Here is a 16,759-nt window from a genome sequence, read left to right on the forward strand (position 1 = left end):
CATGACAATTCATGAACGCGGCCGCGTCACGGCCATCCTTGGCCCGACGAATACCGGGAAAACCCACTACGCGATCGAGCGGATGCTGGCCCATCGCACCGGCGTCATCGGTCTGCCGCTGCGTCTTCTGGCGCGCGAGGTCTATGACCGCATCGTGCGTGCGCGCGGGCCTTCGGTCGTGGCCCTTGTCACGGGCGAAGAACGGATCGTCCCGGAACGGGTGCAATACTGGGTCGCCACCACCGAGGCGATGCCCGACATCGCCGCCGATTTCGTGGCCATCGACGAAATCCAGCTTTGCGCCGATCCCGAACGCGGCCATGTCTTCACCGACCGGCTGCTGAAGATGCGCGGGCTGCACGAGACGCTGTTTCTGGGCAGCGACACGATGCGCCCGGCCATCGCATCACTGATCCCCGGCGTGCAGTTCCAGCGGCGTGACCGGCTGTCGCAACTGACCTGGTCGGGGTCGAAGAAGCTGTCGCGGATGCCTGCGCGGTCGGCCATCGTCGGGTTTTCCGTCGATGACGTCTATGCCATGGCCGAACTGATCCGGCGGCAGAAAGGCGGCTGCGCGGTGGTGATGGGCGCGCTGTCGCCCCGCACCCGCAACGCCCAGGTCGCGATGTATCAGGCCGGAGAGGTGGATTACCTGGTCGCCACCGATGCCATCGGCATGGGCCTGAACCTGGATATCCGGCATGTGGCCTTTTCCGCCACGCACAAGTTCGACGGTCGCCGCGTCCGCCCGCTGTTCCCGCACGAGATGGGCCAGATCGCGGGCCGGGCAGGGCGGCACACCGAATCCGGCACCTTCGGCGTCACCGGAGAGGCCGAGATCCTGGACGAAGGCCTGATCGACGCGATCGAGAACCACCGCTTCGCCCCGATCCAGCGGCTAACCTGGCGCAATTCCGACCTGCAATTCGGCACGATGGACCGGCTGGTCGAAAGCCTGGAGGCGCCGTCGGGCCATGCGCTGCTGGGCAAGGGGCGGGATGCCGATGACGTGCAGGCGCTCAAGACCCTGCGCGAATTGCCGGAAATCCGCGACCGTGTGCGCGGCGGGCAGGACGTGCGGCTTTTGTGGGATGTCTGCCGCGTGCCGGATTTCCGCGGCATTTCCCCTGCCGAACACACCAGTTTGCTGGCGCGAATCTACGGGTTCCTGCAGGATGGGGCGATCCCGTCCGACTGGCTGGGCAACGCGATCAAGCGGATCGACCGGACCCATGGCGACATCGACGCCATCTCGAAGCGGCTGGCCTATATCCGCACCTGGACCTATGTCGCGCAGAGATCTGGCTGGGTTCAGGACGAAAGCCATTGGCGCGGCGAGACGCGCGCGGTAGAAGACCGATTGTCAGACGCGTTGCACGCTGCGCTGACCCAACGATTTGTGGACCGGCGCACCTCGGTGCTGCTGCGCCGGCTCAAGCAGAAGGAGAGCCTTGTGGCCGAAGTGAACGACAAGGGCGAAGTGACGGTCGAGGGCGAATTTGCCGGCCGTCTGGAAGGTTTCCGCTTTCGCCCCGACCAGACCGGATCGGCCGACGAGGCACGGATGCTGAACCGCGCCAGCTACGAGGCGCTGCGCCCCGAGTTCCACCTGAGGGCGGACCGGTTCTATAACGCGCCCGATACCGAGCTGGATTACACCGAACAGGGCGGCCTGATGTGGGGCGCCTCTGCCGTCGGCAAGCTGGTGCGCGGGTCGGACGCGCTGCATCCCGGCGTCGAGGTCTTCGTGGACGAGGAAGCCGGGCCCGAGATTGCCGAGAAGGTAAAGCGCCGGCTGCAGCATTTCATCGACCGCAAGGTCGCCGCGCTGTTCGAGCCGCTGTTGACCCTGCAGAAGGACGAAGCCCTGACCGGCCTTGCGCGCGGCTTCGCCTTCCGGCTGGTCGAATCGCTGGGCATCCTGCCGCGTGATGGCGTGGCCCACGAGGTCAAGGAACTGGACCAGGACGCGCGCGGCGCATTGCGCAAGCACGGCGTCCGCTTCGGCCAGTTCACGATCTTCATGCCCGCGCTGCTGAAGCCCGCGCCGACCCGGCTGCGGCTGGTCCTGTGGTCGCTGGCGGAAGGCCTTGACACCTTCCCGGAAAGCCCGCCCCCCGGCCTGGTCACAATCCCGCATATCGCCGACGTGCCGGAACAGCATTACACGCTGTCAGGCTATCGCCCCGCCGGAGACCGCGCGATCCGCATCGACATGCTGGAACGTCTGGCCGACCTGCTGCGCACCCAGGACACGCGCGGCGGCTTCGAGGCCAATCCCGACATGCTGTCGATCACCGGCATGACGCTGGAACAGTTCTCTCGTCTGATGGAGGGCCTGGGCTATGCCGCCGAAAAGGGCGAACGGGCCAAGGTCAAGGCAGCCGAGGCGCCTGTCGCGGTGCCCGCGCCCGAGGGCGAGGCCTCCGACGCGCCGATGACCGAGGAGGAAAGCGTCCTTGCGGCCGAGACCCGCGCCCGTTGGGAGGCCGAGCAGGCCGAGAAGCGCCGCCTCGAGGCCGAGGCCGCAGGCGAGCCGGTCGAGGAAGCCGCCCCCGAGATGGAGGTCTTCTATACCTTCCGCTGGGCACCGAAATCCCGCCCGAACCGTCGTCCCCAAGGCGACGGGCAGGGCCGTCGCGGCGGGCCGCGTGGTGACGCGGCGCAGGATGGTCCGCGCGAACCCCGCGCCGAGCGGCAGGATCGGGGCGAACGTCCGGCGCAAGGCGACCGTCAGGGCCGCCCCGAAGGCGGGCGCCCCAACCGGGAACGCCGCGAGGATCGCAATCATGGCGAAGGTGGCAAGCCGCGCGGCAAGGACAACTTCAAGAAGGGCGGCAAGCCGCAGCACAACAAGCCTGCGACCTTCTCCTCGCGTCCCGAGAAGAAGGCCGATCCCGACAGTCCCTTCGCGATCCTTGCGGCCTTGAAGGACAAGAAGTGACCGACGGACCGGACGGCATCCGTCTGGACAAATGGCTGTTCTTCGCGCGGGTCTTCAAGTCCCGCGCGATTGCCGTCGAACGGATCGAGGCAGGCGGCGTCCGGGTGAATGACCAACCCTGCAACAAGCCCGGCAAGCTGGTCCGTCCCGGCGACCGGATCGTGGTGTCGGCCTTCGGCCATGTTCGGGCCCTCGAGGTCGCGGCGCTTGGCCATCGGCGTGGTCCCGCGACGGAAGCGCAGGGCCTTTATCTCGACCTGGACGAACAGGCCTGACGGCCCGATGTTCGTCGCTGCCGCGCCCTTGGGGAACGGCATTTGCGCCTTCAAGCCTTTCGGCGAACGGCAGTCTTTTCCAAGGCTGCGGCCTTGAATGATCAGCCGCCGGGGCGTAACTAGCGCCCTGACGGAGATGGAGCCTGCGATGACCTATGTCGTGACCGATAATTGCATCATGTGCAAATACACCGACTGCGTCGAGGTCTGCCCAGTAGATTGTTTCTATGAGGGCGAGAACACCTTGGTCATTCATCCCGACGAATGCATCGACTGCGGCGTCTGCGAACCGGAATGCCCTGCCGACGCGATCAGGCCCGACACCGAGCCGGCGATGGAAACCTGGGTCGAGTTCAACCGGAAGTATTCCGAAATCTGGCCGGTCATCACCCAGAAGAAAGAACCCTTGCCTACCGCCGCCGAAATGGACGGGGTGTCGGGCAAGTTGGAGAAATACTTTTCCGAGGCGCCCGGCGAAGGCGATTGATCGGGCCCGGCGACGTCGCGTCAATCATGACGCGATTCGGAGCCATCAACTGGCCTGACCCTTGGAAGGTCGAGACAAGTCGTTGACAAGTCGTCGAAAATTATCCTTGTTCTGCGACTTTGACGCCTGATCGCGACGCTTTTTTTGGCGTCCATTTTGTGTTATGCTCTCGCCATATTCGCATCTGATGGGAGTCAGAGGCCCAAAGGATGTGCGCCCCAAGCTTACCGTTTTCCTGCCTCTGCCGGGCGGAAACAACCTGACGACAATGAACAGGCCGGAGGCAGTTTGGCTGCTTTCGGTTCTTTTGTGTCCTTCTTCCGGAAGGCACTACCTAGAGGAAGCCAGATGTCCAAGACCAAGAAGAACGAATTTCGCCCTGATGATTTCGTCGTCTATCCGGCCCATGGTGTCGGCCGGATCGTGTCGATCGAAGAGCAGGAAGTCGCAGGGCTGCGGTTGGAGATGTTCGTCATCTCCTTCGAGAAGGACAAGATGACCCTGCGGGTGCCGACCGCCCGTGCCTCGGAAATCGGGATGCGCAGCCTGTCCACGCCCGACCTGATCGACCGCGCCCTGGAGACGCTGAAGGGCAAGGCCCGCGTCAAGCGCGCGATGTGGTCGCGCCGCGCGCAGGAATATGACCAGAAGATCAACTCGGGCGATCTGATGTCCATTGCCGAGGTCGTGCGCGACCTGCATCGCAACGACGATCAGCGCGAACAGTCCTATTCCGAACGCCAGCTTTACGAAGCGGCCCTGGACCGCCTGACCCGCGAAGTGGCGGCCGTCAACGGGCTGGATGAAGGCGCCGCCCAGAAGCGGGTCGAGGAAGTCTTGCTGACCCGCGCCGCCTGATTGTTTTCCGACTTTCTGAAGGGCGGTCCGCGGGGCCGCCCTTTTTCAATTCTGCCGGAATCGCTGCAACGCTTGCCTGCCGCGCCGCCCACCCGAGGTTGCCTTGACACAATCCCTGTCCTTTGCCGTTGAATCCCCGCTGACCGAAGACCTGGGCCTGCTGTTTCAGCGGCACACGGCGGAAATGCATGCTGATACGCCGCCCGAATCCATTCATATGATGCCGCGCGAAACTCTGGTCTCGCCGGACATCGACTTTTTCGTGCTTCGGCGGGACGGTGTTGCGGTGGGAATGGCCGCGCTGAAACGCCTGGACCCCATGCATGGAGAGATCAAGTCCATGCACGTCCTGGCCGAGGCGCGGGGGGCGGGGTTGTCGCGACTGATGCTGGACCGGCTGTCGGACCACGCCCGGCAGTCGGGGCTGACGCGCCTGTCCCTGGAAACCGGGGCGCAGGCCAGCTTTGCGGCGGCGCGGCGCCTGTATGCGCGCGGCGGTTTTGCCGAATGCCCGCCCTTCGGCGCGTATCAACCGGATCCGAACAGCGTTTTCATGACGCGCATGCTGTGACTTGCGCATCGGCGCGCGATCCCGCAAAAGATCGGCCAGACGGTCCCGTAGCTCAACTGGATAGAGCAGCCGACTTCTAATCGGCAGGTTGAGGGTTCGATTCCTTCCGGGATCGCCATTTTTGCCAAGGTGCGTGACGATCAGTTCCTTGGCGAATCCCCATGATGTTCCCGCATCTGGTCGATGTCGCCCATGCTGCCCGGATGGGGCTTGTGCCGCGCCTTGTTCCAGATCCAGGTTGCCGCCCACAGCACGATCCCGATGCCCAGCAGCCATCCGGCGATGCGGTATTGATCCATCTGCGCCGAACTGCGCGCCCAGGGACCGGCCAGGAAGGCGCAGGTCACCGCGCCGATCCAGGGGGTGATCCTGGGGGCGCGGAAATGGTCGTGTCCGGCGGGATGCCGGCGCAGCACGATCAGCGATATGTTGACCACCGTGAACACGCACAGCAACAGCAGCGACGTGGTGCCGCCCAGCAGGCTGACCGCCGGAAGGTTCGATCGCGTGACCACGAAATAGATCAGCCCGAAAGCCAGGGCTGTCGTGAACAGGACCGCCACCCAGGGCGTGCGGCGGGTGTGATGGACCAGCCCCAGACCGTGCGGCAGCACCCTCTGTCGCGCCAGGCCATAGAGAAGCCGGCTGGCCATCAGCATGTTGATCAGCGCCGAATTGGCGACAGCGAACATGCCGATGAAGGGAAAGATCGTGTCGAAGGGCAGGTTGGGCGCGCCCGCGCGCACGACCTGGGTCAGGGCCGACCCCTTGTCGGGGTCGGACAGGTCGCCCACCGGGACCAATGCCACCGCGCAGATGGACACCAGCACATAGATCACGCCGGTGATCGCCAGCCCGGTCAGCATGATGCGGGGGAAGATGCGGACGGGATCCTTGACCTCCTCGGCCATGTTGACCGAATCCTCGAAGCCCACCATCGCGAAGAAGGCCAGGGCGGTGGCGGCGGTCAGGGACAGGAAGGCGCCCTTTTCCTCGGACGAGCGAAAGACCATCACTTCGGAAAAGTCGGCGCGGCCCTGGGACATGGCATAGAAGCCCACGAAGATGATCATCAGAAGCCCGGTCAATTCGATGCAGGTCAGGACCACGTTCGCCTTGACGCTTTCGCCCACCCCGCGCAGGTTGATGACCGCGACCAGGGCCATGAAGCCAAGCGCGATCAGCAGGATCCCGGCGCCGCCCTTTTCGAAGCCCAGCCCGAAGCCGTCGTTCAGGAAGCCGGCGAATGCGTTCGACGCGGTCGAGGCCGAGGTGATCCCCGAGCACATCACCGTAAAGGCCACGAGGAAGGTCAGGAAATGGATGCCGAAGGCGCGATGGGCATAAAGCGCGGCGCCTGCCGCCTGAGGATAGCGCGTCACCAGTTCCAGATAGGAAAGCGCCGTGATCGTGGCGACCAGGAACGCGATCAGGAAGGGCGCCCAGGCGGCGCCACCCACCTCGGCCGCGACGGTTCCGGTCAGGGCATAGACGCCGGTTCCCAGGATATCGCCCACGATGAACAAAAGCAGCAGCTTTGGTCCCATGACGCGGTGAAGTTCGGGTTGATGCGACGCGGGCGCCGCGGGTTGATATGCCTCGGCCATGTCCACCTCCTTGACCTTTCGTCAAGCGCCAGACTGTTCCCCAAGTTGCATTGCGGCAAGAAAAATCACCTGTCGCCTAGGTCGGGGCGCACCAGGTCCGAACCCCTGGCGCGCAGGCTGTCAGTCAGGAAGGCGATCACCGCGCGTTCCCGGCGCATGGTGCGGACGTCGCGATGGCAGCTCAGCCAATAGCTGCGGGTCAGCGTCACTTCGTCGGGCAGGATGATCCGCAGTTCCGGATATTTCGTCGCGATGTAATGGGGCAGAACGACAACCCCCAGGTGATTGCGCGCGGCCGCCAGCTGGTTGAACACGCTGGAGCTTTTGATCGACGCCCGAATGCCCGGCAGGACCTCGTTCAGATAATCCAGGCCGGGGGCGAAGATCATTTCCTCGATATAGCCGATGATGCGATGCGCCCGCAGATCGTCGCGCCGGGCAATGGCGGGGTGTCCGGCCAAGTAAGTCTCGGTCGCGTAGAGATGCAGGGTATAGTTCGCCATCCGTTCGGACCGATAAGGTCCGCTGGAGATCGGATCCAGGGTCACGGACATGTCGGCCTCGCGCCGCGACAGCGACAGGATCTGCGGCATGGTGATCAGTTCCAGCGAGATCAGCGGGAACTGCGTGATGAAGTCGGGCCACAGGTGCTGGGAAAAGAGGCTGGCGAAACCTTCCGGCACCGCCAGCCGCAACGGCCCGGCCTGGCGCGACGCGGCCCCCTGGTCAACGGGGATCTGGTCGGCTGCCTCCTCCATCCGTTCGGCGGTTTCGACTAGGCGACGGCCTGCGGGGGTCGGTTCGTATCCGCGCGGGTTGCGTTCGAACAGCCGCGCGTTGAGCGCCTGTTCCAGCCGGTCGATCCGCCGGGACACAGTGACATGCGACGTGCCCAGCACCCGTGCCGCCCGCGACAACTGTCCTTCGCGCGCTACGGCCAGAAAGAATTGCAGGTCGTCCCAGCTTAGTGCCATTGTTCAAATATGTTCAAAACCTGAACGAAATTAGACTGCATTGAACGCTTGTGTCAAAGTGACTTTGAGGTCATCCTTTGGTCGAACGAGGGCTGGAGGAGAGGCCTTCGTCAACATGAACAGGTCATTTTCCCGGATCGCGGTCTCTGCCGCGGTGCCGAAGGATCATGCCCAAGGGAGGTCGTATGCGTAAACTACTGTTGTCTGCCGCGTCCGTCGGTGTAATGGCCGCGCCCGCGGTGGCCGAGATTTCGGACGGCAAGGTCAAGATCGGGATCCTGAACGACCAGTCGGGCGTCTATTCCGACTTCGGCGGCAAGAATTCCTATGAAGCCGCGCTGATGGCGGTCGAGGATTTCGGCGGCACCGTGCTGGACGCCCCGATCGAGGTGGTGACCGCCGACCACCAGAACAAGGCCGACATCGCCTCGAACATCGCGCGCCAGTGGTATGACACCGAACAGGTGGACAGCATCATGGAGCTGACGACATCTTCGGTGGCCCTTGCCGTTCAGGCACTGTCCACCGAGAAGCAGAAGATCACCATGACCACCGGGGCGGCGACGACGGAACTGACCGGCGCGCAATGTTCCCCTTACGGCTTCCACTGGGCCTATGACACGCATGCCCTGGCCGTGGGCACCGGCGGCGCGTTGGTGCAGGAAGGCGGCGACAGCTGGTTCTTCCTGACCGCGGATTACGCCTTCGGCTATTCGCTGGAAGAACAGACCAGCAGCTTCGTCACCGAAAAGGGCGGCACGATCACCGGGTCGGTGCGTCACCCGCTGGCGACGACCGACTTTTCGTCCTTCCTGCTGCAGGCCCAGGCTTCGGGCGCCAAGGTCATCGGCCTGGCCAATGCCGGCGCCGACACGCAGAACGCCATCAAGCAGGCCGCCGAATTCGGCATCACCCAGGGCGGGCAGAAGCTGGCCGCCCTGCTGTTCACGCTGGCCGATGTCCACGGCCTGGGGGCCGAGGCCGCGCAGGGCCTGAACCTGACCGAGAGCTTCTACTGGAAGCGCGATGCCCAGTCCGAGGAATTCGGCCGCCGCTTCATGGAGCGCACCGGGTCGATGCCGAACATGATCCACGCCGGAACCTATTCCACGGTCATGTCCTATCTGAAGGCCATCGAGGCCGCCGGAACGGATGAAACCGAGGCCGTCGCCGCCAAGCTGCATGAACTGCCGGTCAACGACGTCTTCGCCCAGGACGGCAAGGTCGGCGCCAACGGCCGGCTGATCAAGGATGTCTATCTGATGGAGGTGAAGGCCCCCGCCGACATCACCGAGGAATGGGACTATTACAACGTGCTGGCGACCATTCCGGGGGACGAGGCCTATCTGGATCCGGCTGAAAGCGGCTGCCCGCTGGTCACGCAGTAAGGCATACAGATGAGCATTGCGCCTGTCATGACGCAATCCGAACCGCGGGTGGTGCTTACCGCCCGCGGTCTTGGCAAGGATTTCGCGGGCTTCACCGCCGTCAACAATGTCGATCTGGATGTCGAACATGCGCGCATCCATGCGCTGATCGGACCGAACGGTGCGGGGAAGACCACGGTATTCAACCTGCTGACCAAGTTCCTGCAGCCCACGCGCGGCAAGATCACGCTGCTGGGCCAGGACATCACCCAGACCAAGCCCGACAAGGTGGCCCGGATGGGGCTGGTGCGGTCGTTCCAGATCTCGGCCGTGTTCCCGCACCTGACCGTGCGCGAGAACGTCAAGGTCGCGCTGCAGCGTCCGGCGGGCCTGGCCGTTCAGTTCTGGAAGCCGCTGTCCTCGCTGGACCGGCTGAACGGGCGCGCGGACCAGTTGATCGACGACCTGGGCCTGACGCCCTATCGCGACCACCGCGCCGCCGACCTGTCCTATGGCCGCAAGCGCGTGCTTGAGATCGCAACGACCCTCGCGCTCGACCCCGAGGTGCTGCTGCTGGACGAACCCATGGCCGGCATGGGCCAGGAGGATGTGCGCATGGTTGCGGACATCATCCGCGATGTCGCGCAAACCCGCGCCGTGCTGATGGTCGAGCATAACCTGAACGTGGTCGCCGACATCTGCCACCACGTCACCGTGCTGCAACGGGGCGAGATCATCGCGACCGGCGATTACGCCACGGTATCCGCCGATCCGCGCGTGCGCACCGCCTATATGGGAACCGAATGATGACGGCTCCGCTTCTGGAAACCGCCGGGCTGCAGGCCTGGTACGGCGAAAGCCATGTGCTGCACGGCGTGGACCTGCACGTCAACGAAGGCGAGATGATCTGCATCCTGGGCCGCAACGGCATGGGAAAGACCACGACGCTGCGCACGATCATGGGCATCCTGCGCAAGCGCACCGGCCGCATCACCTTCGCGGGCCAGGACATGATGTCCGTGCCGCTGCACAAGACTGCCCGCGCCGGCCTGGGCTTCGTCCCCGAGGAACGCGGCATCTTCGCGACCCTTTCGGTCGAGGAAAACCTGATGCTGCCGCCCAAGGTCGCCGATGGCGGCATGTCGGTGGCCGAGATCTATGACCTGTTCCCCAACCTGCAGGAACGTCGCAACAGCCCCGGCACCAAGCTGTCGGGCGGCGAACAGCAGATGCTGGCCATGGCGCGCATCCTGCGCACCGGCGCGCGTTGCCTGTTGCTGGACGAGCCGACCGAGGGTCTGGCCCCGGTCATCATCAACGCCATCGGGGACGTCCTGCGCAAACTGAAACAACGCGGCATGACCGTGGTGCTGGTGGAACAGAACTTCCGCTTCGCCGCCAAGGTCGCCGACCGCTTCTATCTGATGGACCATGGCACCATGACCGCCGAATTCCCGGTATCCGAACTGCCGAACCGGATGGACCTGCTGCATCGGGAACTGGGGGTGTGACATGACCATGATCTTCGGCATTCCCGTCCAGGCCCTAATGGGGCAGCTTCTGGTCGGACTGATCAACGGCAGCTTTTATGCGCTGCTGTCGCTTGGCCTTGCGGTCATCTTCGGCCTGCTGCGCGTCATCAACTTCGCGCATGGCGCGCAATACATGATGGGCGCCTTTGCCGCGCTGCTGCTGCTGACCGTGGGCGGCGTCAACTATTGGCTGGCGCTGATCCTGGCCCCGGTGATCGTGGGCCTGTTCGGCGCCATCGTGGAACGCACGATGCTGTCGCGCCTGTACAAGCTGGACCATCTTTACGGCCTGCTGTTCACCTTCGGCCTCGCCCTGGCGATCGAGGGGACGTTCCGTTATTTCTATGGCGCGTCGGGGATGCCCTATGCGGCGCCCGCGGCGCTGACGGGCGCGGTCAACCTGGGCTTCATGTTCCTGCCCATCTATCGCGGCTGGGTCGTGGTCGCCTCGCTGATCGTCTGCCTTGCCGTCTGGTTCATGATCGAGAAGACCAAGCTGGGCGCATACCTGCGCGCGGCCACGGAAAACCCGACGCTGGTGCAAAGCTTCGGCATCAACGTGCCCCTGCTGCTGACGCTGACCTATGCGCTTGGCGCGGGGCTTGCGGCCTTCGCGGGCGTGCTGGCCGCGCCGGTCTATCAGGTCAGCCCGCTGATGGGGTCGAACCTGATCATCATCGTCTTCGCGGTGGTCGTGGTCGGCGGCATGGGGTCCATCCTGGGGGCCATCATCACCGGCTACATGCTGGGCGTGGTCGAGGGATTGACCAAGGTCTTCTACCCCGAGGCGTCCAACATCGTGATTTTCGTCATCATGGCGATCGTCTTGATCCTGCGGCCTGCGGGCCTTTTCGGAAAGGATGCCTGACATGGCCGGCAAATCCGAACCCATCGCGTCCGAACATATCGCCATCCACCCCAAGGCGGGGCAGATCCAGCTTGTGCTGCTGGCCGTGCTCGGGGCTGCGCTGCTGCTGGCGCCGCAGTTCCTGTATCCGATCTTCCTGATGAAGCTCTTGGCCTTCGGCCTGTTCGCGGCGGCCTTCAACCTGCTTTTGGGCTATACGGGCCTGCTGTCCTTCGGCCATGCCACCTTCTTCGGCGGCGCGGCCTATTTCACGGCCCATGCGGTCAAGGTCTGGGGCTGGCCGCCCGAGGCCGGGATCCTGCTGGGCGTCTTGGGCGCCGCCGCCCTGGGCCTGGTCATGGGCGCCATCGCCATACGCCGCCAGGGCATCTATTTCGCCATGATCACCCTGGCCCTGTCGCAGATGTTCTTCTTCTTCTGCCTGCAGGCGGGCTTCACCCATGGCGAGGACGGCATCCAGTCGGTGCCGCGCGGCACCCTGTTCGGCATCTTCAACCTGTCGGACACGATGACGATGTATTACTTCGTCTTGGCCGTGTTCGTCATCGGGCTGCTGATCATCTGGCGCTTCGTGAATTCGCCCTTCGGGATGATCCTGAAGTCGATCCGCGAGAACGAACAGCGCGCGATCTCGCTGGGCTATTCGGTCAGCCGCTACAAGCTGGGGGCCTTCGTGATGTCGGCCGCGCTTGCGGGACTGGCTGGCGGCGTCAAGGCGCTGATCTTCCAGTTCGCCACGCTGACCGACGTGTCCTGGCAGATGTCGGGCGAGGTGATCCTGATGACGCTGCTGGGCGGCATCGGCACGCTGGCCGGTCCGGTCGTGGGCGCGGGGCTGGTGGTGACGCTGCAGAACTATCTGGCCACCTCGGACTTTCCGGTGACGATCATCACGGGTGTGGTCTTCATGGTCTGCGTGCTGGTCTTCCGTCGCGGCCTGATCGGCGAATTCTTCGCCAGCAGGCTGGGGCGCAGACTGGGCTTCAGGTCGGAAAGCTGATGGAAAGCTATGATTACATCGTGATCGGCGCGGGCAGCGCCGGTTGCGTGCTGGCGAACCGCCTGTCCGCCGATCCCAAGGCCCGTGTCCTGCTGCTCGAGGCCGGGGGACGCGACAACTACCACTGGATCCACATTCCTGTCGGATACCTGTATTGCATCGGCAATCCGCGCACCGACTGGGGCTTCAAGACCCAGGCCGAGGAAGGGCTGAACGGGCGGTCGCTGCTGTATCCGCGCGGGCGCGTGCTGGGGGGATGCTCCTCGATCAACGGCATGATCTACATGCGCGGGCAGGCGGCCGATTACGACCACTGGCGCCAGCTTGGCTGCACCGGCTGGGGTTGGGACGACATCCTGCCGCTGTTCAAGGCGCAAGAGGATTTCTATCGCGGCGCCGACGACGCCCATGGCGCGGGCGGCGAATTGCGGGTCGAAACGGCGCGCGTCCGTTGGGCCGTTCTGGATGCCTTCATGGAGGCTGCGGAACAGGCGGGCATCCCGCGCACCACCGACTTCAACCGTGGCGACAACGAGGGCAGCGGCTATTTCGACGTGACCCAGCGCGCCGGCTGGCGGTGGAGCGCGGCCAAGGCCTTTCTGCGCCCCGTCATCAAGCGCCCCAACCTGCGCGTCCTGACCGGCGCCGAGGTGGAACGCCTGGTGATCGAGGGGGGCGAGGTCCAGGGCGTCGTCTTCCACCACCTGGGCCGCCGCCAGCAGGTCCGCGCCACGCGCGAGACGGTCCTGTCCGCCGGGGCCATCGGATCGGTGCAGATCCTGGAACAATCCGGCATCGGGCGCGGCGATGTCCTGCAGGCCGCGGGCATCGCTCCACAGGTCGAGGTGCCTTCGCTGGGCGAAAACCTGCAGGATCACCTGCAACTGCGGCTGGTCTATAAGGTGCGCGGCGTGCCCACCCTGAACGAAAAGGCCTCGCGCTTGATGGGCAAGGCCTCGATCGGGTTGGAATACCTGCTCAAGCGGTCGGGGCCGATGTCGATGGCCCCCAGCCAGCTGGGCATCTTCGCGAAATCCGGTCCCGACAAGGCCACGGCGGATCTGGAATTCCATGTGCAGCCCGTCAGCCTGGACAAGTTCGGCGATCCGGTCCACCCGTTCCCGGCCATGACCGCCAGCGTCTGCAACCTGCGCCCGGAAAGCCGCGGTTCCGTCCATGTGACCACGCCCGATTTCCGCGCGCATCCGGCGATCCGGCCCAATTACCTTTCGACACCCGGCGACCGGGACGTGGCGGTCCGCGCGATCCGCCTGACGCGCAAGATCGCCGCGCAACCGGCCTTCACCCGCTATGATCCCAGCGAACATGTCCCCGGCATCGCCTTCCAGACCGACGACGACCTGGTCAAGGCGGCGGGCGCGGTGGGCACCACGATCTTCCACCCGGTCGGCACCTGCCGGATGGGCACGGACGATGGCGCCGTGGTCGATCCGCGCCTGCGGATGCGTGCGGTGGGGCGGCTGCGGATCGCCGATGCCTCGATCATGCCGACGATCACCAGCGGCAACACCAATGCGCCGGTGATGATGATCGCGGAAAAGGCCGCCCGGATGATGCTGGAGGATGCGCGGGCTTGATCCCGCCATCGGCAACGGCCAAGCTGGCCGCGAACAGCGGAACCCCGGCATGACCCTTCCCTTCACCTGCGAGAAAAGCCCCGCCTCTGGTTCGCGGGGGGTGGTGGTCGCGAATGCGCCCCTGGGAACGATGGCGGGGTCCGAGATGCTGGCCATCGGCGGCAATGCCGTGGACGCCGCCGTCGCCGCGCTGCTGACGCTGACCGTGGTGGAGCCGATGATGGTGGGCATCGCGGGCGGCGGCATCGCGCATCTGCGGCTGGCGGACGGGCGGCATGTGGTGATCGACGCGCTGTCGGTGGCCGGGCAGGGCGCGCGGGCGGACATGTTCACCCCGGTGTCCGACCTGCCCGACGCCTATATGGAGACCGAGGGGCGGCGAAACCGCGTCGGCCCCTCGGCCGTCGCGGTGCCTGGGAATCTGCGCGGCTGGTTCCTGATGCAGCAGCGATACGGGCGGCTGCCATGGGCCGATGTGGTCGAACCGGCGATCCGCGCGGCGGCCCGTGGCTTTGCCGTCAGCCCCTATCTGCACGGCGCGATCCTGGAACATCGCGCCGACCTTTGCACTGACCCGGAGATGGCACGGATGTTCCTGCCCGATGGGGTTCCGCTGCAACCGGGCGCGCGGCTGGTCATGGGCGATTACGCGGAAAGCCTGCGGCTGATCCAGTCCCAGGGCGACGCGGCCCTGCATGGCGGCGATCTGGGCCGCGCCTTGGCGGACCAACTGGCGGCAGGCGGCGGCCATGTCACGCTGGACGACCTGACAGCGGCACGCGCCGTTCAGCGTCAGGCGATCCTTGGCACCTATCGCGGCCATACCATTGCCGGGCCGCCGCCGCCGGCATCCTCGGGCGTGCATGTCGTCCAGATGCTGAACATGCTGGAAGCCTATGACCTGCGCGGCATGGGTTTCGGAAGTCCCGACAGCATGGACCTGATGGCCCGCACCATCGCCTTGGCCTTCGAGGATCGGCGGCAGGCATCGGGCGACCCCGATTTCGTGGATGTGCCGGTCGAACGCTTCACCGACAAGAACTATGCCCGGCAGCGGATGGAACAACGCGCCGGAACGGGCGGGCCGGTCGTCCATGAAAGCCGCGACACGACCCATGTGACCGTGGCCGATGCGGACGGCACCATCGTCAGCGCGACGCATACGATCAACGGGCTGTGGGGCGCCTGCTTCATGGTGCCGGGGACCGGGATCATCCCCAACAACTATATGCTGAACTATGACCCGCGCCCAGGCCGGGCACTGTCGGTGGCGCCGGGCAAGCGGGTGCCGACATCCATGGCGCCGATGATCGTGCTGCGCGACGGGCGCCCGGTCTTCGCGCTTGGGCTGCCGGGGGCGGTGCGGATCTTTCCTTCGGCCATGCAGGCGATCGTGAACCTGATCGACCACGGCATGACCCTGCAGCAGGCGGTCGAGGCCCCGCGCCTGTGGACCGAGGGGCATCACCTGGAACTGGAACCCGGCCTTGCCGCGCAGGCCGACGCGATGCGCGCGCGCGGCCACGACGTGCGGCTGGTCAAGACCATCGGCGGCGGCATGAACGCCATCGCCTTCGCACCCGACGGCACCATGACCGGCGCAGCCTGCTGGCGCGCGGACGGCACCGTCATGGCCCAAGGGGGCGGGCTGGCCCGGCCCGGCATCCGGTTCATGATATGACCAGGGCCCATGTCGTCCTTCTTGACCCGGCCGCGCCCGAACGTCTGGACCGCATCCGGCCCTTCCTGCCGCAAGGATGGGTGCTGACCGCCGCAGCATCCCGTGATCCGAAGGATCAGCTTGCCGAGCTGCAGGGCGCCAGCTTCGTGATCAGCGGCGACATGCCGGTGACGGAACAGATGTTCGCCACGCCGGGGCTGCGGGCGGTGCACAAATGGGGCGTGGGCTATGACGGGATCGACCTGGAAGCGGCCCGGCGGCATGGCGTGCGGGTGCTGCGCACGACCGGATCGAACGCCGTCGCGGTGGCGGAAACGACCCTGGGCCTGATCCTTGCCGTGAACCGCAACATCGTGCGCGGCCACGTCGGTGTCCTGAATGGCGGCTGGCCGAAGGGGCAGGTCGGCCCGACCTCGGCCACGCTGTCGGGACGTACGGTGGGAATCGTCGGCATGGGTTACATCGGCAAGGCCCTGGCCCGGCTGCTGCGGGGCTTTGGCTGCCCGATCCTTTACACCAAGCGCACCCCCCTGCCGCAGCCCGAGGAGGCGGACCTGAACGCCCGCTTCGCGCCGCTGGACGACCTGCTGGCGGCATCAGACGTGGTCACGCTGAACTGCGACCTGAACGACAGCACGCGCGACCTGATCGACGCCCGCCGCCTGGCGCTGATGAAGCCCAACGCGATCCTGGTTAATGCCGCGCGCGGGGGCGTGTTGGTCGAGGGCGACCTGGCCGATGCGATCCGCCAAGGCCGGCTGCGCGGAGCGGGGATCGACGTGTTCTCGGTCGAGCCGATCACGCCCGACAATCCGCTGCTGGGGCTGGACCGGGTGGTGCTGACTCCGCATCTTGGCGCGCTTGACGCGGCAGGCTTCGCGCCCACCATCATGCGGATGATGGAAAACCTGCTGGCGGTCCAGCAGGGCATCCCGCCGCGCGATATCGACGTTCTGGTCTGACGAAAAAAGGCACCGCATCGCTGCGGTGCCCTTGC

Annotated in this window: 15 protein-coding genes and 1 tRNA gene; 14 read left to right on the top strand and 2 right to left on the bottom strand. The window is 65.5% G+C overall.

Going from position 1 to position 16,759, the window contains the following annotated elements:
• The first annotated feature begins 1 nt into the window (after position 1).
• The 6 genes from CK944_RS00610 to CK944_RS00635 all read left to right on the top strand — a co-directional run bounded on the left by CK944_RS00610 (position 2) and on the right by CK944_RS00635 (position 5,253).
• On the top strand, positions 2-2,944 hold the full coding sequence (locus CK944_RS00610) for a helicase-related protein (RefSeq protein WP_239985929.1): 2,943 nt from the start codon (positions 2-4) through the stop codon (positions 2,942-2,944).
• Positions 2,941-3,219, top strand: a complete 279-nt coding sequence (locus CK944_RS00615; RefSeq protein WP_103171085.1) for an RNA-binding S4 domain-containing protein — start codon at positions 2,941-2,943, stop codon at positions 3,217-3,219. Before CK944_RS00610 ends, CK944_RS00615 begins: the two co-directional genes overlap by 4 nt.
• A gap of 148 nt (positions 3,220-3,367) precedes the next feature.
• Positions 3,368-3,706, top strand: coding sequence for a ferredoxin FdxA (gene fdxA / locus CK944_RS00620; RefSeq protein ID WP_103171301.1), 339 nt, complete (start codon positions 3,368-3,370; stop codon positions 3,704-3,706).
• 348 nt (positions 3,707-4,054) lie between these two features.
• Positions 4,055-4,564 (top strand): CarD family transcriptional regulator, encoded by a 510-nt coding sequence (locus CK944_RS00625; RefSeq protein WP_103171086.1) that lies wholly within the window; start codon positions 4,055-4,057, stop codon positions 4,562-4,564.
• Positions 4,565-4,667: 103 nt separating this feature from the next.
• The gene (locus CK944_RS00630; RefSeq protein ID WP_239985930.1) at positions 4,668-5,135 is read left to right on the top strand and encodes a GNAT family N-acetyltransferase; all 468 of its coding nucleotides are present in this window, start codon (positions 4,668-4,670) and stop codon (positions 5,133-5,135) included.
• 41 nt (positions 5,136-5,176) lie between these two features.
• Positions 5,177-5,253 (top strand) — tRNA-Arg (locus CK944_RS00635).
• 22 nt (positions 5,254-5,275) lie between these two features.
• Here the strand turns inward: CK944_RS00635 and CK944_RS00640 are convergent.
• Positions 5,276-6,742 (bottom strand): APC family permease, encoded by a 1,467-nt coding sequence (locus CK944_RS00640; RefSeq protein ID WP_239985931.1) that lies wholly within the window; start codon positions 6,740-6,742, stop codon positions 5,276-5,278.
• Between the two features lie 65 nt (positions 6,743-6,807).
• Entirely contained in the window at positions 6,808-7,716 is a 909-nt protein-coding gene (locus CK944_RS00645; RefSeq protein WP_103171087.1) for a LysR family transcriptional regulator, read from the bottom strand.
• A gap of 185 nt (positions 7,717-7,901) precedes the next feature.
• Here CK944_RS00645 and CK944_RS00650 point away from each other — a divergent pair, with 185 nt between their 5' ends.
• Genes CK944_RS00650 through CK944_RS00685 form a run of 8 tightly spaced genes read left to right on the top strand, consistent with a single transcriptional unit; the run spans position 7,902 to position 16,724 of the window.
• The gene (locus CK944_RS00650) at positions 7,902-9,104 is read left to right on the top strand and encodes an ABC transporter substrate-binding protein (protein WP_103171088.1); all 1,203 of its coding nucleotides are present in this window, start codon (positions 7,902-7,904) and stop codon (positions 9,102-9,104) included.
• A gap of 15 nt (positions 9,105-9,119) precedes the next feature.
• Positions 9,120-9,890, top strand: coding sequence for an ABC transporter ATP-binding protein (locus CK944_RS00655; protein WP_103171305.1), 771 nt, complete (start codon positions 9,120-9,122; stop codon positions 9,888-9,890).
• Positions 9,890-10,594 (top strand): ABC transporter ATP-binding protein, encoded by a 705-nt coding sequence (locus tag CK944_RS00660; RefSeq protein ID WP_103171304.1) that lies wholly within the window; start codon positions 9,890-9,892, stop codon positions 10,592-10,594. The genes CK944_RS00655 and CK944_RS00660 overlap by 1 nt, the downstream gene beginning before the upstream one ends.
• Before the next feature lies 1 nt (position 10,595).
• On the top strand, positions 10,596-11,483 hold the full coding sequence (locus tag CK944_RS00665; protein WP_103171089.1) for a branched-chain amino acid ABC transporter permease: 888 nt from the start codon (positions 10,596-10,598) through the stop codon (positions 11,481-11,483).
• Between the two features lies 1 nt (position 11,484).
• Positions 11,485-12,483, top strand: coding sequence for a branched-chain amino acid ABC transporter permease (locus tag CK944_RS00670; protein WP_103171090.1), 999 nt, complete (start codon positions 11,485-11,487; stop codon positions 12,481-12,483).
• A complete protein-coding gene (locus tag CK944_RS00675; protein ID WP_103171091.1) occupies positions 12,483-14,081 on the top strand; it encodes a GMC family oxidoreductase in 1,599 nt (532 codons plus the stop codon). The genes CK944_RS00670 and CK944_RS00675 overlap by 1 nt, the downstream gene beginning before the upstream one ends.
• The gene (gene ggt, locus CK944_RS00680; protein ID WP_305790794.1) at positions 14,068-15,762 is read left to right on the top strand and encodes a gamma-glutamyltransferase; all 1,695 of its coding nucleotides are present in this window, start codon (positions 14,068-14,070) and stop codon (positions 15,760-15,762) included. Before CK944_RS00675 ends, ggt begins: the two co-directional genes overlap by 14 nt.
• Entirely contained in the window at positions 15,759-16,724 is a 966-nt protein-coding gene (locus CK944_RS00685; protein WP_103171092.1) for a 2-hydroxyacid dehydrogenase, read from the top strand. Before ggt ends, CK944_RS00685 begins: the two co-directional genes overlap by 4 nt.
• The last annotated feature ends 35 nt before the right edge of the window (positions 16,725-16,759 follow it).

This window comes from Paracoccus sp. SY (assembly GCF_002901215.1).
Taxonomy (GTDB): domain Bacteria; phylum Pseudomonadota; class Alphaproteobacteria; order Rhodobacterales; family Rhodobacteraceae; genus Paracoccus; species Paracoccus acridae.